Raw genomic sequence first — 20,795 nt, 5'->3', positions numbered from 1 at the left:
ATGAGCCAGGCGGCCCAGAACCTGAACTGGTTGATCACCAACTTCGTGGACAACACCCCTGGGGTGTCCCACACCGTCGTCGTGTCCGCCGACGGGCTTCTGCTCGCGATGTCCGAGGGCTTCCCGCGCGACCGTGCCGATCAGCTCGCGGCCGTCGCGTCGGGGCTCACCTCGCTCACGGCCGGCGCCTCCCGGATCTTCGAGGGCGGCAGCGTGGCCCAGACCGTCGTCGAGATGGAACGAGGATTCCTCTTCCTCATGTCCGTCTCGGACGGCTCGTCCCTCGCTGTGCTCGCGCACCCCGAGTGCGACATCGGTCTGGTGGGTTACGAGATGGCACTCCTCGTCGACCGGGCGGGTGCGGTACTCACGCCCGACCTGCGCGCCGAGCTCCAGGGCAGTCTGCTCCACTGACCCGCCCCAGTACCACCCGCCTCACGAAATCACCGTCCGGCCGACACAATCCCCCCACCGGCCCAGACGGACGGCACGACCGACCGAGAAATGCTGTCCCGCCCGGAGGATTCATGACCCCGCCCACCGCCCATCATGATCCGTACGCGGAGCCGTACGGGGATGAGGGCGACCAGCCGCTGGTGCGTCCCTACGCGATGACCGGTGGCCGGACCCGGCCGCGCTATCAGCTCGCCATCGAGGCGCTGATCAGCACCACGGCCGACCCGGCAGCGCTCATGGGGCTGCTCCCGGAGCACCAGCGCATCTGCCATCTGTGCCGTGAGGTGAAGTCGGTCGCCGAGGTCTCGGCGCTGCTGGCCATGCCCCTCGGTGTGGCGCGGATCCTGGTGGCGGACCTCGCCGAGGCCGGACTGGTGGCCATTCACCAGCCGGGCGGCGACGAGAACAACGGCGGCGCTCCGGACGTGACGCTGCTCGAAAGGGTGCTCAGTGGACTTCGCAAGCTCTGACGGAGGCCGGGCGACCACCTCCGCGAAGATCGTGGTGGCGGGTGGCTTCGGCGTGGGCAAGACCACGTTCGTGGGCGCCGTCTCCGAGATCAACCCGCTGCGCACGGAGGCCGTGATGACGTCCGCGAGCGCGGGCATCGACGACCTCACCCACACCGGGGACAAGACCACCACCACGGTGGCGATGGACTTCGGCCGTATCACGCTGGACCAGGATCTGATCCTGTACCTGTTCGGTACGCCGGGCCAGGACCGTTTCTGGTTCATGTGGGACGACCTGGTGCGCGGTGCCATCGGCGCGGTGGTCCTGGTGGACACCCGCCGGCTGGCCGACTGCTTCCCCGCGGTCGACTACTTCGAGAACTCCGGCCTGCCGTTCGTCGTCGCCCTCAACGGCTTCGACGGCCAGCAGCCGTACCAGCCGGAGGAGGTCCGTGAGGCCCTCCAGATCGGGCCGGACACCCCCATCATCACGACGGACGCCCGGCACCGCTCGGACGCCAAGAGTGCGCTCATCACACTGGTCGAGCATGCGCTGATGGCCCGACTGCGATAGTTTTCCCATGATCCGTGCCGTACGGCACCCGTCGTAGACGTTCCGGAGCCGACCGTGCCCTTTGACACGGTCGGCTTCGGTGTTCATAACGTTTCGGCAGAGGAATCCGGTGGTACGGCAACGCGTCGCGGTCACTTGGTCTCGCTGCGCGCATGAAAGCCCTGTCTTTTGGCGGGGCTCGCTCTTTTTGACCGTTTTATCTGGGGCTTACATCACAGCGAACCGGCTCTTCTCACTGTTTGGAAGAGCGCTGGTCGTCATGCTGGAATGCCTGAACTGCCCAATAGTCAATGACGTACTCATGGTCGATGGCTGACCGGGCTCTGAGACACTGCGGCACGACGAAGGTGCCGACCGCCGAGAGGTTGTTGGTCGAGTGAGGCGAAGCAATAACAGTCCCGAGCCTGCGGCCCGGGGCAACTTCACCCCGCCGCCGCGCGGAGCGGCGACCGCCCCTGTGCCCGGCTCGGAGCCGACGGCAACGCCCGCGCAGAGCGGCGGCCGTCTCTCCCCGCGCAACTGGCGGGTGCCGACCCGGCTGAACGCGATCCTGCTCATACCCGTGCTGGTCGGCCTGGTCATGGGCGGCTTCCAGGTGAAGAGCTCGATCGACACCTGGCAGGAGGCGGAGGACGCGCAGAACACGGCCCAGCTCGTGCGGGCCGCTCTGACGTACGACGACGCGCTCTACAAGGAGCGCGACATCAGCGCCGCGCCGCTCCTCGCGGGCAAGCGGGACGACGACACCGTCACCGAGGCCCGCCGGAACACGGACGCCGCGGCCGCCGCCTTCAACGAGGCCGCCGAGAGCATGCCGGACAAGCCGGGTCTCCAGCGCCGTCTGGACCTGTTCCGCGCGGCGGAGAAGAACCTGCCGAAGATCCGCGCGGCCGCCTACACCTCGAAGCTCCCCGGCGTCGGGACCGAGGAGGGCTACACCTCGGTCGCCCACCCGCTCATGGAGTTCTCCAACGAGCTGGGCCTCGGCACCGGAAACATCACCTCCTACGGCCGTACGGTCTACGCGATCTCGCTGACCAAGGCCGCCACGTCCCTCCAGCGCTCGATCGGCATGCATCTGCTGATCTCGCCCGGTCCGAAGGACGGCGACTTCGCCAAGCAGCGGGTCGCGCTCTCCTCCTACGCCTACCTCGAGCGCATCGCGATCGAGGAGTACAAGGGCGGTGGCAGCGAGGAGGACGCCGCCAAGCTGGAGACCGCCGAGGCCGAGCTGAAGACGCAGGCCGGCGCGTTCGCCGCCGAGCAGAAGCAGAAGGACGACGACTACGTCCCGCCGCCGTCCGACTCGACCGTCATGGTCGGCGCCATCTCCACGATGAAGACCACCGACGGCGCCGAGCGCGCCGGTCTGGCCCAGGTCGGCATCAGCAAGGAGAACTGGTGGGCGCTCACCACGCTGAAGTACGACGCGTACCGCCAGATCCAGTCGGACATGGCCGACGCGGCCGTGACCGAGGCGTCTGACATCGCCTCGGACGCCAAGACCTCCGCGATCATCACCGGTGCGGCCGTCGTGGTCGCCCTGCTGCTGGCGTTCATCCTCGCCGGCGCGGTGGCCCGCCAGATGTCCCGCGCGATGCGCCAGCTCCGCAACGCCGCCTTCGGCATCGCCGAGCAGCGCCTGCCGATGCTGGTCGACCAGCTTTCCCGCACCGACCCCGGCCGGGTCGACACCCGGGTCGCCCCGATCCCGATCACCACCACGGACGAGATCGGCGAAGTCGCCCGCGCCTTCGACCAGGTCCACCGCGAGGCGGTCCGGCTGGCCGCCGAGCAGGCCCTGCTGCGGGGCAACATCAACGCGATCTTCACCAACCTGTCGCGCCGCAACCAGTCGCTGATCGAGGGCCAGTTGACCCTGATCACCGACCTGGAGAACAACGAGGCCGACCCGGACCAGCTCGAGAACCTGTTCCGTCTGGACCACCTCGCGACCCGTATGCGCCGCAACGGCGAGAACCTCCTGGTCCTCGCCGGCGAGGAGCCGGGCCGCCGCTGGGACCAGCCGGTCCCGCTGGTCGACGTGCTGCGCGCCGCCTCCTCCGAGGTGGAGCAGTACGAGCGCATCGAGCTGTCGGGCGTCCCGGAGGCCGAGATCCACGGCCGCGCCGTGACCGACCTCGTGCACCTGCTCGCCGAGCTGCTGGAGAACGCCACCACGTTCTCCTCGCCGCAGACCAAGGTCCGGGTCACCGCGACCCGTCTGCCCGACGGCCGTGTGATGATCGAGATCCACGACAAGGGCATCGGCCTCACCGCCGAGGACTTCGCGGACATCAACCACAAGCTGGCCAACCCGCCGACCGTGGACGCCGCGATCTCCCAGCGCATGGGTCTGTTCGTGGTCGGCCGGCTGTCCGACCGGCACGGCATCCGGGTCCAGCTCCGCCCCTCGGGCGAGCAGGCCGGCACCACCTCGCTGGTCATGCTCCCGGACGCCATCACCCACGGTGGCGGCGGCGAGCACCAGCCCGAGCGCGACGAGTTCACCGTCTCGCAGATCATCCCGGAGCAGCACGTCCCGGGTGAGGACTTCAACAACGGTCTGCCGATGCGCACCGCCGCCGAGCTGGGCTTCGACGACAGTGCGTACGAGGTTCCGGACGATCTGCGCGACCTGGACCCGGTCGGCCGTTCGCTGATGCGCGAGGAGCGCAGGGCGGCTCTTGACCCCCAGAACGGCCAGCCGCAGCAGGGCCACGAGGCCCCGTCGTACGACGGGGGCTTCGACGCCGGGCAGCAGCAGGGCTTCGACGGCGCGCAGAACGGCTACGACGCGGCCCCGGGCGGGTACGCGGACGCCCCCGCCTCCTACGAGGGCGGCCACTCGGCGTACGACGACCAGCAGCAGGCTCCGTACGAGGAGCAGCAGCGTCCGGCGTACGACGACCAGTACTTCGCGCCCAACGGCGGCTACCCGGACCCCGCGTATGCGGAACCGGTCCAGGAGGAGCGCGCTCCGGCGCACACCCCCGCCGGCGAGGGTTACTCGGGGTACGAGGAGCAGTCCTACCAGGACGACTGGCCGCAGCAGAACGGTTTCCAGAACGGCTACCCGGACCAGTACGCTCCGGAAGCGGAATCCGCCCGGCCCGCTGACGCGGGTGAGCGGGACCGCGTAGGCTTCGACCGGCCGGGACCGGCTTCCGCCGCCCCCCACACGATGACCGACGCCGGACTGCCCCGCCGTGGATCCCTCGGCGCGAGCGGTTCGAACGGCGCCGCACGGCCCGCGAACCGCGAGCCCGCGGCCCCCGCCCCGCAGAGCAACGGCGACAGCGGCTGGCAGTCGGCCAACGACACGCGCTGGCAGCAGGCGTCGGCGCTGAAGAAGCCGAAGGCGGGCGGGGTCACCTCCTCCGGTCTGCCGCGGCGCGTCCCCAAGGCCAACCTGGTCGAGGGAGCCGCCGAAAGCACCCCGCAGGGAGGCCCACAGGTCTCCCGCGCCCCGGAGGACGTCCGAGGCAGGTTGAGCAACCTGCGTCGGGGTGTCCAGCGCGGGCGCAACGCAGGCAGCAGTGAAACGAACGGCCAGGGCTTCGGTCCTGACAGCACCTACAACCAGGAGCGTTAGTGTGAGCCCGATGAGCCAGGCGGCACAGAACCTGAACTGGTTGATCACCAACTTCGTGGACAACACCCCGGGGGTGTCCCACACGGTGGTGGTCTCCGCCGACGGACTCCTTCTGGCGATGTCCGAAGGCTTCCCCCGCGACCGCGCCGACCAGCTCGCGGCCGTCGCTTCCGGTCTGACGTCACTGACGGCGGGCGCCTCCCGGATCTTCGAGGGGGGCGCGGTGAACCAGACGGTCGTGGAGATGGAGCGGGGATTCCTCTTCATCATGTCCGTGTCCGACGGTTCCTCGCTCGCGGTACTTGCACACCCCGAGGCGGACATCGGCCTCATCGGCTACGAGATGGCCCTCCTGGTGGACCGAGCCGGCTCGGTTCTGACGCCCGACCTTCGTGCGGAGCTCCAAGGGAGCCTTCTCAACTAACTAACGGACGGTGCGTTTTGGCGTCCCGAGGCCGTAGGGTTTCGGGACGCGGCTCCACGTGATGGGTGCCAGGCACAGTCGGAGGAGGAGAGAAAGTGGCAACACCCCCAGGCGGTTCTAATTCGGGCAATTGGTCGTACGGCCCTGCCCAGGGCCAGGGCGACGGTTCCCAGAACCCGAACCGTTACAACTTCCCCTCCGCCCCCGGCCAGCAGCGGCCGTACTCGCCCCAGGGTCCGCAGGGTCCCGGGCCGTCCCCGTACGACCAGCCGCCGGCCCCGCGCATCCAGCCCGTGCAGCCGCACCGGCGCAGCCCCGAGGCGGCGCCCGCCGGAGCCTCGAACAACCCCCTGGTGCGTCCGTACGCCATGACCGGCGGCCGGACTCGCCCGCGCTACCAGCTCGCCATCGAGGCGCTGGTGCACACCACTGCGCAGCCGCACCAGATGCAGGGCCAACTGCCCGAGCATCAGCGGATCTGCAATCTGTGCCGTGAGATCAAGTCGGTGGCCGAGATCTCGGCCCTTCTGACCATCCCTCTCGGCGTGGCCAGGATCCTCGTCGCCGACTTGGCGGAGGCGGGCCTGGTCGCCATCCATCAGCCCGGCGGCGACGAGAACGCCGGCGGCCAGCCAGACGTGACACTGCTCGAAAGGGTGCTCAGTGGACTTCGCAAGCTCTAGCGGCGGTCCTTCCCGCTCCACCACCTCGGCGAAGATCGTGGTGGCGGGTGGCTTCGGCGTGGGCAAGACCACGTTCGTCGGGGCCGTTTCGGAGATCAACCCGCTGCGCACAGAGGCCGTGATGACTTCCGCTTCGGCGGGCATCGACGACCTCACCCACACCGGTGACAAGACGACCACCACGGTCGCCATGGACTTCGGCCGTATCACCCTGGACCAGGATCTGATCCTGTACCTGTTCGGTACGCCCGGTCAGGACCGTTTCTGGTTCATGTGGGACGACCTGGTGCGCGGCGCCATCGGCGCGATCGTCCTGGTGGACACCCGCCGACTGGCCGACTGCTTCCCCGCGGTCGACTACTTCGAGAACTCCGGCCTGCCGTTCGTGATCGCCCTCAACGGCTTCGACGGCAACCAGCCGTACAACCCGGACGAGGTCCGCGAGGCCCTCCAGATCGGCCCGGACGCCCCGATCATCACGACGGACGCCCGCCACCGCGCGGACGCCAAGTCGGCGCTGATCACCCTGGTCGAGCACGCGCTGATGGCGCGGCTGCGGTAGTACGCCCGTGCCGAAAGGCCCCCGTCCCTCCCGGTGGAGGGGCGGGGGCCTTTCGCATGCCCTCCCACGCGCGGGAGGCGCCCGGGTACGCCGAAGGGGGCCCACCCGGGCGGGTGGGCCCCCTTCGGGGCCGTACAGGGGCTACAGGAGGCTCAGCGCCAGCTGTGCGGGGCGCGGAAGCCGCCCTCGCGTTCCAGGCGGCGCCAGCCGGCCCTGGGGCGGCCACGGTGGGCCAGGGCGGGCTCGGAGGGGCGGGCGGCGGCACGGGCCAGCAGGATCGCCGTGATGGCGGCGACCTCTTCGGGCTCGGCGTGGCCCTTCTCGACGCGGATGTCGGGAGTGCTCATGGGTGTCAGTCTCCGTGGATGAGGTTTCCGCAGGGGTACCGCGAGGGATCGGGCGGGTTACTGCGGAGGGTTGCCGTGCTTGCGCGACGGCAGGTCGGCGTGCTTGGACTGGAGCATCGCCAGCGAGCGGATGAGCACCTCGCGGGTCTCGGCCGGGTCGATGACGTCGTCGACCAGACCGCGTTCGGCCGCGTAGTACGGGTGCATCAGTTCGGACTTGTACTCCTTGACCATGCGGGCCCGCATGGCCTCGGGGTCCTCCGCCTCGGCGATCTGGCGCCGGAAGATGACGTTGGCGGCACCTTCGGCGCCCATCACGGCGATCTCGTTGGTCGGCCAGGCGTAGGTGAGGTCGGCGCCGATGGACTGGCTGTCCATGACGATGTACGCACCGCCGTACGCCTTGCGCAGGATCAGCGAGATCCGGGGCACGGTCGCGTTGCAGTAGGCGTAGAGGAGCTTCGCGCCGTGGCGGATGATTCCACCGTGCTCCTGGTCCACGCCGGGCAGGAAGCCGGGTACGTCCAGAAGAGTGACGATCGGGATGTTGAAGGCGTCGCACATCGTGACGAAGCGCGCGGCCTTCTCGGATGCCTCGATGTCGAGCACGCCGGCCACCGACTGGGGCTGGTTGGCGATGATGCCGACGACCTGGCCGTCCAGGCGGGCCAGCGCGCAGATGATGTTGCGGGCCCAGCGCTCGTGGACCTCCAGGTACTCGCCGTCGTCGACGATCTCCTCGATGACCTTGGTCATGTCGTACGGCCGGTTGCCGTCGGCCGGGACCAGGTCGAGCAGGACGTCGCCGCGGCGGTCGGCCGGGTCGCTCGACTCGACGCGCGGCGGGTTCTCGCGGTTGTTCTGCGGGAGCAGCGACAGGAGGTAGCGCACCTCCGCGATGCAGGTCTCCTCGTCGTCGTACGCGAAGTGGCAGACGCCGGAGGTCTCGGCGTGCACGTCGGCGCCGCCCAGGCCGTTCTGGGAGATCTCCTCGCCGGTGACCGCCTTGACGACGTCCGGTCCGGTGATGAACATCTGCGAGGTCTCGCGGACCATGAAGACGAAGTCGGTGAGGGCGGGGCTGTAGGCCGCGCCGCCCGCGCAGGGGCCGAGCATCACGGAGATCTGCGGGATCACGCCGGACGCCTTGGTGTTGCGCTGGAAGATGCCGCCGTAGCCGGCGAGGGCGGAGACGCCCTCCTGGATCCGGGCGCCGGCGCCGTCGTTCAGGGACACCAGTGGGGCGCCGGCCGCGATGGCCATGTCCATGATCTTGTGGATCTTGGTGGCGTGGGCCTCGCCGAGGGCGCCGCCGAAGATCCGGAAGTCATGGGCGTAGACGAAGACCGTGCGGCCCTCGACCGTGCCCCAGCCGGTGATGACACCGTCGGTGAAGGGCTTCTTGGCCTCCAGGCCGAAGCCGGACGCGCGGTGCCGGCGAAGCTGCTCGACCTCGCGGAAGGACCCCGGGTCCAGGAGCAGCTCGATGCGCTCCCGGGCGGTGAGCTTGCCCTTGGCGTGCTGCGCCTGGGTGGCCTTCTCGCTCGGGCCGGCCAGAGCCTGCGCACGGATCTCGTGCAGTTCGGCCACGCGGCCTCGCGCGTCCGTGGGCTCGGTCGACTCGCCCGTCGTCTCTTCCAAAACGGTCATGTAGTGACCTTACGAAGCCGACCAAGGAAAGCGAGACGTCGACTCCGTACAGTCTCCGGCGCGTTTTCCTGGTACCCCTGAACAGAACCCGGGGCGCGTGCAGGCGTTCCGACTGCTCAGGGGGTCCGCGCGTTGTGGGGGTCCGACAAAGGGCGGGGTGAGATCCCCTTCACATCCGGGATCGGCCGAGGGGGTGACGGGCCGTCGGAGACACCCCGGACGCAGATGTTGAACATTGAACGGAATAGGTCTAGGGTCGTGCTCGTTGGAGGTCGTTGAGAGTTAAACATTACGGCTCTCGACCACCGGATCCTCACCACCCGCCCGTCCCCAAGGAGCACACGTCATGGGTATCTTCGGCCGCAAGAACGACACCGAGACCACCACCGCGACCGCGACCGCCGTGAACCCGGAGCTGGCCGCCCTGACCGGCGAGTACACGATCGACCCGTCCCACTCGTCGCTCGGTTTCGTCGCGCGCCACGCCATGGTCACCAACGTCAAGGGCAAGTTCCTGGACTTCAGCGGCTCGCTGCACCTCGACGGCACGGACCCGTCCCTCTCCACCGCCTCGCTCGACGTCACGATGGACAGCATCGACACCGGCTCGGCGGACCGCGACGGTCACCTCAAGAGCGCGGACTTCTTCAAGACCGACGAGTTCCCGACGATGACGTTCCGCTCCACCTCCGCCGAGGCGCTGGGCGGGGACGACTACCGCATCACCGGTGACCTCTCGATCCTCGGCGTCACCCGGCCGCTCACCATCGACCTCGAGTTCAACGGTTCCGCCAAGGACCCGTTCGGCAACGAGCGCGTCGGTTTCGAGGGCAAGGCCGAGCTGCTGCGCTCCGAGTGGGGTCTCACCTGGAACGCGGCGCTGGAGACGGGCGGCGTTCTCGTCTCGGACAAGATCAAGCTGAACTTCGACATCTCGGCGATCAAGAACGCGTGATGATTCGTCCCGAATCTGTCTGATTCGCTGTGGTTACGGCAATAAAGGGCCGGAAGTGATCAACTTCCGGCCCTTTGCTGTGATCTGTGCCACAGTCACGGACATGAGCACCAGGACAGGGCCCCAGAAGTACCCGGGGGCGAACCGGGACCACTGGTACCAGGCGCGGTTCGGCGGTGACCGTATGGAGGTCAACGTCGTCGTTCTGCACACGACGGAAGGCCGGTCGCTGCCCGACTATCAGGGCGGCGCGGTCGCGCCCAACCTCACGGCGGTGCCGGATCTCGCCGCCCGCAGGCTGAAGTGGTACCAGCACTTCGACATCGACATCTCCTCACGGGCGCTCGCCAATCTGCGCGGCGGCGTCGAGACGAACACCCTCAACGTCTGTCAGGTCGAACTCGTGGGCACCTGCGCCCCCGAGACCCACACCAAGTGGAAGACGAGCGACAAGGCCCACGTCTACTGGCCGAAGGCCCCCGAGTGGGCGCTGCGCGAGGTCGCCGGCTTCCTCGCGTGGGCCCACCTCCACCACGACGTCCCGCTGCGCGGACCCGCCCTGTGGCCCGCCTACCCCAAGTCCTACGGCAACGGCGGCGGGCAGCGCATGAGCTTCTCCCGCTGGAACTCCTTCCGGGGCGTCTGCGGCCATATGCACGTCCCGGAGAACCTCCACGGCGACCCCGGCGCGATCGACTTCGACACCCTGATCGGCTACGCGAAGTCGGCGGCCCAGGACTGACCTCGACGGGGGCCCGCCGACGGTGCGTCCGCTACCGTCCTCGCGTGCCCACGGGCCGGCCCCGGCCGCGCCCCTCACCCCCGGAGCGTCACCCATGACCGCCACCGACCCCGCCGCCTGGGCGCTCGTCGCCTCCTACCCGAACCTGCCCGGGCGGCCGTCTCCCCGGACCGCCGTGCACGGTTGACTGCGGGAGCGCGGGATCGACTGGATGCCGTTCGCCCCCGACCAGATGCGGTGCGACCTCATGTGCGGCCTCGGGGAGGACGGGCGCTGGTGGGGCGAGTTCTCCGTGTTCGTCGACGCGCGGGCGCTCGCCGCGCTCGGGCTTCTGGACGGGCAGCCGACGGCCGCGGCAGCGTCGCCGCCGGGGTGGTGGCATGCCGCCGGGGAGCGGTACGCGGCCTCGCGGTGGCCTCTTGTCCGGGTCGGGTAGCCCAGCGTGGCTGAATCGCGGCTCTTGTGCTGCGGGTCACAGGGTTCTCATAATCCAGCCACAGGCTTGACCTGACCATGCCAGGACCTTCCCACGGGTTCTGGAGTGACATGGGCATGTCATGAGTTCCCCCCACACACGGAGGCAGCACCATGAAGAAACTGCTCACCGCGCTCAAGAGACTCGCGGCCGCCGGCGCCACCGCGCTCGCCGTCGCCAGCCTTCAGCCGGTCTCGGCGGCGCACGCCGCTCCCTCGCCCGTGATCGGCGGCAGCCAGGCCGCTCAGGGCGAGTTCCCGTTCATGGTCCGCCTCTCGATGGGCTGCGGCGGCGCGCTCTACACCCAGCAGATCGTGCTCACCGCCGCGCACTGCGTGGGCAGCACCGGCGCGAACACCAGCATCACCGCCACCGCCGGTGTCGTGGACCTCCAGTCCACCAGCGGCCGGGTCCAGGTGCGCTCCACGTACGTCTACCGGGCCCCCGGCTACAACGGCAACGGCAAGGACTGGGCGCTGATCAAGCTCGCGCAGCCCATCAACCTGCCGACGCTGAAGATCGCGACCACCACGCAGTACAACACCGGCACGTTCACCGTCGCCGGATGGGGCGCGGCCCGCGAGGGCGGCGCGCAGCAGCGGTACCTGCTGAAGGCCAGCGTGCCGTTCATCAGTGACGCCACCTGTCGCACGTACAGCGGCTACAGCGGGCTCATCGCGAGCGACGAGATCTGCGCCGGGTACGCGTCCGGCGGTGTCGACACCTGCCAGGGCGACTCGGGCGGCCCGATGTTCCGCCGGGACGCCAACAACGCCTGGATCCAGGTCGGCATCGTGAGCTGGGGCATAGGCTGCGCCCGGCCCAACGCGCCCGGCGTCTACTCCGAGGTGTCCACCTTCGCCTCGGCGATCGCCTCCGCGGCCTCCTCGCTCTGACGCCTCCCGCTCAGCACCCCGTGAGGGCCCGGCACCGCGCCGGGCCCTCACCGGTGTCTAGAAGCCTCCTCCGAAGTCCCCTCCCCCGCCGAAGTCCCCGCCCCCGAACCCGCCGCCGTCGCCGCCGAAGCCTCCGAAGTCGCCCGTGTCGAAGTCGGCGCCGGAGACGTCACCGCCCTCGTAGCCGCCGAAGTCGCCGTAGCCGGAGCCGTAGTCGGAGGCGTAGGCCGGGGCGGACATCATGCCGCCGAGCATCGTGCCGATGAGCAGGCCGGGCAGCAGACCGCCGCCGAAGTAGCCACCGGCCCAGGGGCCGTAGGCCGGGCCCGCCTCCCAGTAGGGGCGGCGGCCGTAGTCGCTGTCGACCTCGCGGACGGCCGGGTCGCGCCCCTCCTTCAGCCGGCCGGCGTCCGCCGCGCAGACCGGGACCTCGCGCGGGGAGCCGCCCGGCGGGGTCCACTCGGCGTCGGTGACGGACGGCCCGTGGCGCGGGTCGAAGAAGCAGGGCGGACGACGTTCGGGCAGCGGGCGCCCCTCGCGGCGGGCGGCCAGCACGGCCAGCGAGAAGCGGCCGTCCTCCAGCGCCTCGGTGACCGGCCGGACGTCCTCGGGGCGGGCCGCCGCCGCCATCGCCGACTTGGCCCGGTCATAGGCGTCCAGGGCCCGTTCGTAGTCGCCGCGCATCGCGTCGTCGGCGCCGGGCTCGGCCGGGTGGAAGTCCAGCCGGTCCAGCTCCTCGCCGAAGGCCGTGATGTCCTCGTCCACGACGACCCGCAGCCGGTCGAGTGCCGCGCGCCGCTCCTCCTCGTGCCGTTTCCGGTTGCGCCGCACCACCGTGTAGGCGCCCGCGCCGCCCGCCACCAGGACCACGCCCGCGGTGATCAGCGCGCTCGTGGACACTCCGCCGCCCCCGCCGGACGAACCCCAGCTCGCGGGCGCGGACCCGCCCATGTTCGCCAGCGCCCGGTCGGTGAAGTCGTCGAGCTGGGTCTTGACGTCGTCCTCGCCCTGGACGCTGGTGACCAGGTTGCGGACCGCCGTGCGCGACAGGACCGAGGAGTCGGCGCGGGCGTCGAAGCGGTCGCCGAGCCGGATCGCGTAGAGGCCGGTGACTCCGGTGGCGGTGCGCAGGTCGGTGAAGAGGTCCTCGGTCGGATAGCCGGCCGGGAGAACGGCGATGAAGAGCGGCTTGTCGGCCTTCTCGATGCGCTCCTGGAGGGCGTGCGCGTCCGCCTGGGAGAGCAGTCCCGATGCCTCCGGGTCGACATAGACCGGGCTCTCGCGCAGCGCCCGGGCGATCGTGGAGACGTCGGTGGCCGCGTCGGCGCGTGGGGCGAACACCGCCAGTACGGCCAGGGCGGCGAGCACGAGCGCGGCCACGAGGGAGAGGGGGCTCCGGGCCGACGGTACGACCTTCATACCTCGAAACTACCCGAAGCCCCCTAAATCGGTCATCAGTACGGAGGTGCCGGAGGGCTCAGCCCGCCCGGTACGCCTCCGTCAGCTTCTCCACCGCCGCCCCGTACCGGCCGGTCAGCAGCAGATGCTCGGCGTCGGCGAAGGGGGCCGCGACCCGTGCCGTGATCCGGCCGCCGGTCTTCTGCTGGACGATCAGCCGGGCCTTGGTGACCAGGGCGCGCCCCACCGTGTCGGCGCCCGCCCGCTCGGCCGCCCTGGCCGCGATGCCGAGCGCCTTCAGGGTGGCCGTACCGCCCTGCGGCACCTTGGTCAGGGTCGTCAGACCCCAGCCGTACGGGTACTGCGGGTCGTAGGCCCGGTCGCCGACGTTGACCGGGAGCTGGGCCTCGGAGCGGGGCCAGGTGACGGGGAGCTGCCCGGTGAAGGCGCGCCGGCCGTAGAGCACGTCGGCCACCCCGGCGCCCTCGGTGCCCGGCAGCCAGCTCGCGACCAGGGCGTCGATCGCCCCGAGCCGGTCGCCGACGAGCTGCGGCCGTCCGGAGACGACCAGCACCACGCACTTCACGGCCGCGCACACCGTGTCCACGGCCGCCCGGTCGGCGGCGCTCAGCTCCAGGTCGTGGCCGTTGCCGACATCGCCGACGCCCTCGGCGTACGGGGTCTCGCCGACCACGACCACACCGACGTCCTGGCCGGTCAGGGGCGCGGAGGCGTCCTTGGAGTACGTGACGGTGCCGCCCGCCGCGCGTATGCCCTCCAGGATCGTGGTGCCGGGGGTGATGGCGCCGGACGCGCCCTGCCAGGTGATGGTCCAGCCGCCGGTCTGGTTGCCGATGTCGTCGGCGTTGGATCCGGCCACGTAGACCTTCTGGCTCTTCTTCAGGGGCAGGACGCCGCCGTCGTTCTTCAGCAGGACCTGGGAGGCGGCGGCCGCCTGCCGGGCCACGGCGCGGTGGGCGGCGGAGCCGATGCGGGAGGCGCCACGGGTGTCGGCGTAGGGCCGCTCGAAGAGGCCGAGGCGGAACTTCTGGGTGAGGATGCGGGCGACCGCGTCGTCGAGCCGCCGCTCGCTGACGCGTCCGGCCTTCACCTCGGCGACCAGGGCCGCGCTGAACTCCTTGTAGCTGTAGGGGACCATCATCATGTCGACGCCGGCGTTGACGGCGGTGCGGACCTGGGTGGCGTAGTCGCCGGGCAGTTGGTCGATGGCGTTCCAGTCGCTGATCACGAAGCCGTCGAAGCCCATCCGGCCCTTGAGGACGCCGTTGATCAGGTCGGCGCGGGCGTGCATCTTGACCGGGCCGCGGCCGTCGCCCGCGAGGTCGAGCGAGGAGTACGACGGCATGACGGTGCCGACGCCCCGGTCGACCGCGTCCTGGTACGGCGACAGGTGGACGGCCTCCAGCTCGCGCCGGGTGACCTCGGTGACGCCCTGGTCGATGGTGTAGCTGCCGGTGGTGGAGGAGCCGTAGGTGGTGCCGCCGTCGCCGACGAAGTGCTTGGCGGTGGCAAGGACCTTGTCGCCGTCCTTCAGGTCGCGGCCGTCGCGGGCGCCCTGGAGGCCCTGGATCACCGTCTCCATGGACTTCACCAGCGCCGGGTCCTCACCGAACGCCTCGTAGGAGCGGCCCCAGCGTTCGTCGCGGGTGACGCACAGGCAGGGCGCGAAGTCCCAGGGGACGCCGGTGGCGCGGACCTCGGCGGCGGTCACCTCGCCGGTGCGCCGGGCGAGTTGCGGATCGCGGGACGCGCCGATGCCGATGTTGTGCGGCATGACCGTCGCGCCGACGAGGTTGTTGTGGCCGTGCACCGCGTCCACGCCGTAGATCAGCGGGATCTGGAAGCGGGTCGCCTGGGCCCGGAGCTGGAAGCCGTCGATCATCTTCGCCCAGCCGGCCGCGGTGTTGGGCGTCGGGGTGGAGCCGCCACCGGAGAGCAGCGAGCCGAGGCCGTAGCCGGCGATGTCCGCGGGGGCGGTGATCGCACCGCGCTCGGCCTGGGTGGCCTGGCCGGCCTTCTCCGCCACGGACATCCGGGACAGCAGGTCCTTCACGCGCTGCTTCACCGGCAACTTGGCGTTCAGGTACGGCAGTCCGTGCGCGTCGACGACGATCTGCGGGGTCTCGGCGGGCGGGGCGGCGCCGGTGACGGTCAGTTTCAGGGGGACGGTCTCGGCGGCCTCGGCGGTGCGGTCCTTGACGGTCGGGACCTTGATCGTGCGGACGGCGCCGGAGGCGGTGCCCGCGGGGAAGGTGACCGTGCCGGAGACCGGGGTGTAGTCGGCGCCCGCGGACGCGGTGCCGCCGCCGGTCTCGTAGGCGACGGTCACCGGCCGGTCGACGGGGGCCGCGCCGGTGGTGGTGAGGGTGACACGGACGGCGGCGGAGGCGCCCTCCTCGACGGGGTACACGGCGGCGTCGGTGGTGACGGAGGCGCGCCGCGTCTGGTCGGCGCCGCCGTACAGCTCGACGCCGTCCATGGCGAACTCGCCGCTCTCGCCGGTGGGGAGGGTGACGGCGTAGCCCCACATGGCGGTCAGTCCGAGGACCTGGTCGATGCCGCCGACGGGCTGGTAGTCGGTGCGGTAGACGAAGTCGGAGAACGGGATCTCGATCCGCTTCCAGCCGGTGAAGTCGTCGGTGAAGGACGTCGTCCACAGCTCGGACGCCTCGCCGTGGGCGCCGCCGTCCTTGATCTCGAAGTTGATCTTCTTGCCGGTGGACCGGCCCTCCCACCAGAAGCGGATCCCGCGGTGGGCGGACCAGTCGTGGGCGGGTTCGGCGGCGGCGTAGTCGTGGGTGAAGCCGCCCCAGCCGCTGATGGCGTAGGTGCCGGCGAGGACCTTCTGCCCCTCGGGGGCGTCGGGCCGCTCGGCGAGGCGCAGCGTGGGCGGGTCGTCGGCGTCGCTGCCCCAGGTGAAGATGCCCTCGGCGGGCTGGGCGGCGAAGGGCACCTCGCCCTCGAAGCGGTCGACGGGGGTGGGCGCGGGATCCTCGGCGGCGGCGCGGGAGGCGGCCGGGGTCAGCAGGGCGGCGAACAGGGCGGTGGAGACGAGCAGGGCCGTTCTCGATATGGACCGTTCCCTTTGCATAGACCTTCCCTACGGCTCGTGGGTCTCGGGTCTCTGATGTGCAGGGCGCTGGTTCACTGAGGTGCGGGGCGCTGGTTCACTCGGACGCGCACGGTTCACTCATGACTTAGATCATGTCGTGAGTTAACTGGCGTTGCATGAACCCGTCAAGATGTCCCGTCCGGACGACTCGGTCCCGCGCCTGGTGCACCATGGGGGAAAACGATCGGGAGTGTGCCATGACCACAGCACGGGACCTGTTGTTCGTCTCCCTCGACGTGCCGTCCGCGCGGCCCGTAGAGCGGGGGGACCTGTCACTCGCGCTGGCGGGGGCCGAACTGGTCGATCTGCTCGATGCCGGGGCCGTCGCGCTGGACGGCGACCGCGTCGTGCCGGGCACGGGCGCGCCCACCGGTGACGGCCCGCTGGACGAGGCGGGCGCGGCGCTCGTCCGGCAGGAGCCGTACGAGTCGGTCGAGGACTGGCTGTGGCGCCGGGGCGACGGGCTGGCCGCGGCGTACGCGGCGGGTCTGGAGGCCGAGGAGCGGTCCGGGCGGCCGCGCCGCTCCTGGCTGGCGCGGGGGCGGGCGGACACCTCCGCGTCCGCGCAGCCGTCGGCGGACGCCCCGGACCGGCGGCACGCGGCCGACCGCTGGGCCGCCCGCGAGCCGGTCCTCGTCGGGCTCGCGGCCGCCCTCGGCATCCCTGAGGAGGCGGCCGGCGAGCCCGAGGGACTCGCCGACGACACCGAGGCCGTGCTGGCGGCGGTGCACGGCGCGCTGACCGAGCTGGAGGCCGTGCGTCAGCGGCGCCGGATCGAGGACGCCGCCTTCGACAACGTCTGGCGGGCTCCCTGAGGGGTGCCTACTCGGCCGGGGTGACGCCCGCCCGCAGCAGACCGTAGGTGTACGCGTCCTCCAGGGCCTGCCAGGACGCGGCGATGACGTTCTCGGCGACACCGACCGTCGACCACTCCCCCGCCCCGTCCGTCGTGGAGATCAGGACGCGGGTGGTGGACTGGGTGCCGTGGACGCCTTCGAGGATGCGGACCTTGTAGTCCACCAGGTCGAGCTTGGCGAGCTGCGGGTAGATCTTCTCCAGGGCGACGCGCAGGGCCCGGTCGAGGGCGTTGACCGGGCCGTTGCCCTCCGCCGTGGCGACGATGCGCTCGCCCTTGGCCCACAGCTTCACCGTGGCCTCGTTGGCGTGGGTGCCGTCGGGGCGGTCCTCGACGATGGCCCGCCAGGACTCGACGTCGAAGTACTTCAGCGGGCGGCCCTCGACCTCGGCGCGCAGCAGCAGCTCGAAGGAGGCGTCGGCCGCTTCGTACGTATAGCCCTTGAGTTCGCGTTCCTTGACGCGCTCCACGACCCGGCCGACGAGTTCGCGGTCGCCGCCGAGGTCGACGCCGAGTTCCTTGCCCTTCAGCTCGACCGAGGCGCGGCCCGCCATGTCGGAGACCAGCATCCGCATGGTGTTGCCGACCTGCTCGGGGTCGATGTGCTGGTAGAGGTCCGGGTCGACCTTGATGGCGGAGGCGTGCAGACCGGCCTTGTGGGCGAAGGCGGAGACACCCACATAGGGCTGGTGGGTGGAGGGCGTGAGGTTGACGACCTCGGCGACGGCGTGCGAGATCCGGGTCATCTCGCGCAGCCGGCCCTCGGGCAGCACCCGCTTGCCGTACTTCAGCTCCAGGGCGGCGACGACCGGGAAGAGGTTGGCGTTGCCGACGCGCTCGCCGTAGCCGTTCGCCGTGCACTGGACGTGGGTCGCGCCCGCGTCCACCGCGGCGAGGGTGTTGGCGACGGCGCAGCCGGTGTCGTCCTGGGCGTGGATGCCGAGCCGGGCGCCGGTGTCGGCGAGGACCGTGGAGACGACCGCCTGCACCTGGGCGGGCAGCATGCCGCCGTTGGTGTCGCACAGGATGACGACGTCCGCGCCGGCCTCGGACGCGGTGCGCACGACGGCCTTGGCGTACTCGGGGTTGGCGCGGTAGCCGTCGAAGAAGTGCTCGCAGTCGACGAACACCCGGCGGCCCTGCGCGCGCAGATGGGAGACGGTGTCCCGGACCATCTCCAGGTTCTCGTCCAGGGTGGTGCGCAGGGCGAGTTCCACATGCCGGTCATGGGACTTGGCGACCAGGGTGACGACCGGCGCGCCGGACTCCAGCAGCGCCTTGACCTGCGGGTCCTCGGCTGCCTTCGCACCGGGCCTGCGGGTCGCGCCGAAGGCCACCAGCTTGGCGTGCTTGAAGTCGATCTCCTGCCGCGCGCGGGCGAAGAACTCGGTGTCCCGCGGGTTGGCGCCGGGCCAGCCGCCCTCGATGAAGCCGACGCCGAAGTCGTCCAGGTGCCGTGCGATCGCGAGCTTGTCGGCGACGGTGAGGTTGATGCCCTCCCGCTGGGCGCCGTCGCGCAAGGTGGTGTCGAAGACGTGGAACGAGTCGTCGAGTTCGCTGGTTGCCGTCTCGGTCATGGTCTCAAGGCTCCTGTTGTGGATCTTCGGTCTTACCGGAATGACCGGCTCCACCGTCCCCATGGTCCCTCGTGCGCTCGCTCCCGGCTGCGGGTGGGCCAGAAAAGCGAAAAACCCCTCGCGGGTGCGAGAGGTCTGCGCGCGGGTCGAGGACGACGGTGGCCACCCGTACCTGGTCGTACGTGGTGGTCACTGCGGACCGGCGCGCCTGCTGCCAATAATCGTGGCGAACGAGAGCACGGGGGAAGTCTGGCACAGGCCGCCCGGGTGCTCACGGAGTGTCTCAGGATGCGAGCAGTGCGGTATCGAGAAACTCGCGGACGTGCGCGAGCGCCCGGTCCCGGCCGGTGCCGCGCAGGCCGATCGCCACATGGATGGAGAGGCCGTCGAGCAGGGCGCGCAGCCGGGTGGCGAAGCGGTCGGCGTCGACGGGGCGGAACTCGCCGCGCGAGACGCCCTCGGCGAGCAGGGCGACCAGGTCGCGGTGCCAGGCGCCCTCGATGGCGGCCTGCCGGTCGCGGGCGGTGTCGTCGGCGTTCTGCGAGCGGGTCCAGACCTCCAGCCAGAGCGTCCAGTGCGGGTCGCGGTGGCCGTCGGGGACGTACAGGCCGACGTAGGCGTCGAGCCGTTCGCGGGCGGAGCCCCCGCGGGTGAGCAGCCGGGAGCGCTCGGCGCCCAGGCGGCCCTCGCTCCACTCCAGGGCCTGGAGCAGGAGTTCGTCCTTGGAGTGGAAGTAGTAGAGGAGATGGCCGCTGCTCATGCCGACCTCGCGGCCGAGCGCCGCCATCGTCAGCTTCTCCAGACCGCGTTCGGCGATCATCGCCATGGCGGCGGCGAGGACCTCCTCACGGGGCGGGGCGTTCCGGCGCGCACCGGCCATCCGCTGTACTCCTCGATCGTCCGGATCCCTCTAGATCCTCGGCTGCTGCTGGGTGATGCAGTGGATGCCACCACCGCCGGAGAAGATCGTACGGGCGTCGACCAGGGTCACCGTCCGCTCGGGGAACAGCCGGCGGAAGATGCCCGCCGCCGTCTCGTCCCGGGGGTCGTCGAAGCCGCAGAGCACGACGCCGCCGTTGCAGAGGTAGTGGTTGATGTAGGAGTAGTCGGCCCAGTGCCCGTCGGCCTCCAGGACGGTGGGCGCCGGGACCTCCACGACCTCCAGACGGCGGCCGCGGGCGTCGGTCTGCGCCTTCAGCAGGCCGATGACCTCTGTGCTCACCTCGTGGTCGGGGTGGGCGGGGTCCGGCTGGGAGTGGGCGACGACGACACCGGGGCGGGCGAACGCGGCGACGATGTCGACATGGCCGAGGGTGCCGTAGCCGTACGGGGGATAGTCGCCGGTGAGGCCGCGGGGCAGCCAGATCGCCTTGCGGGTGCCGAGCATGGCGTGGATCTCGGCCTCGACCTCGGCGCGCGTCCAGCCGGGGTTGCGCTCCGGGCCGAGCTGGACCGTCTCGGTCAGCAGGACCGTGCCCTCGCCGTCGACATGGATCGCGCCGCCCTCGTTCACCAGCTTCGAGGCGTACGTGCGGGCCCCGGCGAGATCGGCGACATGGGCGGCGATCTTCGCGTCGTGCTCCCAGCGGGCCCACTCCTGGGCGCCCCAGCCGTTGAACGTCCAGTCGACGGCGGCGAGTTCACGGCCGTTCGTGAGGAAGGTGGGCCCGATGTCGCGCATCCAGGCGTCGTCCAGGTCGCGTTCGACGGTGTCGACGCCCGGTCCGAGCATCGTCTGCGCCTCCGCCGACCGGCCGGGGCCGCACACCACCGTCACGGGTTCGAAGCGCAGGACGGCACGGGCCACGGAGGCCCAGGCCATCCGGGCGGCGATCAGGTCGTCCCGGTCGTCGAAGGTGGGGTTGGGGCCGGGCCACGCCATCCAGGTGCGGGCGTGCGGGGTCCACTCGGCGGGCATGCGGAAGCCGTCGGCGGCGGGGGTGGCCGACGTGGCGGTGGCCGAGGTGGCGGTGGCCGGGGCGGGCGTGGTCTTCGGGCTCATGTCCGGTGTCCTTGGCGG

At 70.8% G+C, this 20,795-nt stretch carries 19 protein-coding genes; 12 read left to right on the top strand and 7 right to left on the bottom strand.

Going from position 1 to position 20,795, the window contains the following annotated elements:
* The 7 genes from AFM16_RS27490 to AFM16_RS27460 all read left to right on the top strand — a co-directional run bounded on the left by AFM16_RS27490 (nt 1) and on the right by AFM16_RS27460 (nt 6,746).
* Complete coding sequence (locus AFM16_RS27490; protein ID WP_003993189.1) at nt 1–414, top strand: roadblock/LC7 domain-containing protein; 414 nt, start codon at nt 1–3, stop codon at nt 412–414.
* A 113-nt stretch (nt 415–527) separates the two neighbouring features.
* Nucleotides 528–926 carry a DUF742 domain-containing protein gene (locus AFM16_RS27485; RefSeq protein ID WP_009190816.1) on the top strand — a complete coding sequence of 133 codons (399 nt, stop codon included), beginning with the start codon at nt 528–530 and terminating at the stop codon, nt 924–926.
* Nucleotides 907–1,482 (top strand): GTP-binding protein, encoded by a 576-nt coding sequence (locus AFM16_RS27480; RefSeq protein ID WP_030793795.1) that lies wholly within the window; start codon nt 907–909, stop codon nt 1,480–1,482. Before AFM16_RS27485 ends, AFM16_RS27480 begins: the two co-directional genes overlap by 20 nt.
* Before the next feature lie 376 nt (nt 1,483–1,858).
* Nucleotides 1,859–5,077: a sensor histidine kinase gene (locus AFM16_RS27475; RefSeq protein WP_078634932.1), complete on the top strand. Its 3,219-nt coding sequence runs from the start codon at nt 1,859–1,861 to the stop codon at nt 5,075–5,077.
* 10 nt (nt 5,078–5,087) lie between these two features.
* Nucleotides 5,088–5,501, top strand: a complete 414-nt coding sequence (locus AFM16_RS27470) for a roadblock/LC7 domain-containing protein (RefSeq protein WP_007384910.1) — start codon at nt 5,088–5,090, stop codon at nt 5,499–5,501.
* 95 nt (nt 5,502–5,596) lie between these two features.
* On the top strand, nt 5,597–6,184 hold the full coding sequence (locus AFM16_RS27465; protein WP_030793789.1) for a DUF742 domain-containing protein: 588 nt from the start codon (nt 5,597–5,599) through the stop codon (nt 6,182–6,184).
* Nucleotides 6,165–6,746, top strand: coding sequence for a GTP-binding protein (locus tag AFM16_RS27460; protein ID WP_030793786.1), 582 nt, complete (start codon nt 6,165–6,167; stop codon nt 6,744–6,746). Before AFM16_RS27465 ends, AFM16_RS27460 begins: the two co-directional genes overlap by 20 nt.
* A gap of 152 nt (nt 6,747–6,898) precedes the next feature.
* Here the strand turns inward: AFM16_RS27460 and AFM16_RS27455 are convergent, their stop codons facing one another.
* On the bottom strand, nt 6,899–7,093 hold the full coding sequence (locus AFM16_RS27455) for an acyl-CoA carboxylase subunit epsilon (protein WP_030793782.1): 195 nt from the start codon (nt 7,091–7,093) through the stop codon (nt 6,899–6,901).
* Nucleotides 7,094–7,150: 57 nt separating this feature from the next.
* Nucleotides 7,151–8,743 carry an acyl-CoA carboxylase subunit beta gene (locus tag AFM16_RS27450; RefSeq protein WP_037876360.1) on the bottom strand — a complete coding sequence of 531 codons (1,593 nt, stop codon included), beginning with the start codon at nt 8,741–8,743 and terminating at the stop codon, nt 7,151–7,153.
* A gap of 346 nt (nt 8,744–9,089) precedes the next feature.
* Here AFM16_RS27450 and AFM16_RS27445 point away from each other — a divergent pair, with 346 nt between their 5' ends.
* The 4 genes from AFM16_RS27445 (at nt 9,090) to AFM16_RS27430 (ending at nt 11,811) form a co-directional block, all read left to right on the top strand.
* Nucleotides 9,090–9,698: a YceI family protein gene (locus tag AFM16_RS27445; protein ID WP_078634931.1), complete on the top strand. Its 609-nt coding sequence runs from the start codon at nt 9,090–9,092 to the stop codon at nt 9,696–9,698.
* Nucleotides 9,699–9,801: 103 nt separating this feature from the next.
* Nucleotides 9,802–10,440 carry a hypothetical protein gene (locus AFM16_RS27440; protein ID WP_078634930.1) on the top strand — a complete coding sequence of 213 codons (639 nt, stop codon included), beginning with the start codon at nt 9,802–9,804 and terminating at the stop codon, nt 10,438–10,440.
* A 211-nt stretch (nt 10,441–10,651) separates the two neighbouring features.
* The gene (locus AFM16_RS27435) at nt 10,652–10,876 is read left to right on the top strand and encodes a hypothetical protein (protein WP_078634929.1); all 225 of its coding nucleotides are present in this window, start codon (nt 10,652–10,654) and stop codon (nt 10,874–10,876) included.
* 152 nt (nt 10,877–11,028) lie between these two features.
* Nucleotides 11,029–11,811: a serine protease gene (locus tag AFM16_RS27430; RefSeq protein WP_030793771.1), complete on the top strand. Its 783-nt coding sequence runs from the start codon at nt 11,029–11,031 to the stop codon at nt 11,809–11,811.
* Nucleotides 11,812–11,868: 57 nt separating this feature from the next.
* Here the strand turns inward: AFM16_RS27430 and AFM16_RS27425 are convergent, their stop codons facing one another.
* Both AFM16_RS27425 and AFM16_RS27420 read right to left on the bottom strand, forming a co-directional pair.
* Nucleotides 11,869–13,230 carry a hypothetical protein gene (locus AFM16_RS27425; protein ID WP_078634928.1) on the bottom strand — a complete coding sequence of 454 codons (1,362 nt, stop codon included), beginning with the start codon at nt 13,228–13,230 and terminating at the stop codon, nt 11,869–11,871.
* 58 nt (nt 13,231–13,288) lie between these two features.
* The gene (locus AFM16_RS27420; protein WP_370628072.1) at nt 13,289–16,321 is read right to left on the bottom strand and encodes a glycoside hydrolase family 3 N-terminal domain-containing protein; all 3,033 of its coding nucleotides are present in this window, start codon (nt 16,319–16,321) and stop codon (nt 13,289–13,291) included.
* Nucleotides 16,322–16,539: 218 nt separating this feature from the next.
* Between AFM16_RS27420 and AFM16_RS27415 the strand changes: the two genes are divergently transcribed.
* The gene (locus tag AFM16_RS27415; protein WP_078634927.1) at nt 16,540–17,157 is read left to right on the top strand and encodes a GPP34 family phosphoprotein; all 618 of its coding nucleotides are present in this window, start codon (nt 16,540–16,542) and stop codon (nt 17,155–17,157) included.
* 7 nt (nt 17,158–17,164) lie between these two features.
* Here AFM16_RS27415 and cimA read toward each other — a convergent pair whose 3' ends face one another.
* The 3 genes from cimA to AFM16_RS27400 all read right to left on the bottom strand — a co-directional run bounded on the left by cimA (nt 17,165) and on the right by AFM16_RS27400 (nt 20,693).
* Nucleotides 17,165–18,775: a citramalate synthase gene (gene cimA / locus AFM16_RS27410; RefSeq protein WP_030793763.1), complete on the bottom strand. Its 1,611-nt coding sequence runs from the start codon at nt 18,773–18,775 to the stop codon at nt 17,165–17,167.
* A gap of 283 nt (nt 18,776–19,058) precedes the next feature.
* Nucleotides 19,059–19,655 (bottom strand): TetR/AcrR family transcriptional regulator, encoded by a 597-nt coding sequence (locus AFM16_RS27405; RefSeq protein ID WP_030793761.1) that lies wholly within the window; start codon nt 19,653–19,655, stop codon nt 19,059–19,061.
* 30 nt (nt 19,656–19,685) lie between these two features.
* Entirely contained in the window at nt 19,686–20,693 is a 1,008-nt protein-coding gene (locus tag AFM16_RS27400; protein WP_179123389.1) for an agmatine deiminase family protein, read from the bottom strand.
* Between the last annotated feature and the right edge of the window lie 102 nt (nt 20,694–20,795).

Origin of the sequence: Streptomyces antibioticus, assembly GCF_002019855.1 — a bacterium.
GTDB classification, from domain to species: Bacteria; Actinomycetota; Actinomycetes; order Streptomycetales; family Streptomycetaceae; genus Streptomyces; species Streptomyces antibioticus_B.
The sequence above is the reverse complement of the archived record's forward strand: the minus strand, read 5'-3'. Positions and strand labels throughout refer to the sequence as shown.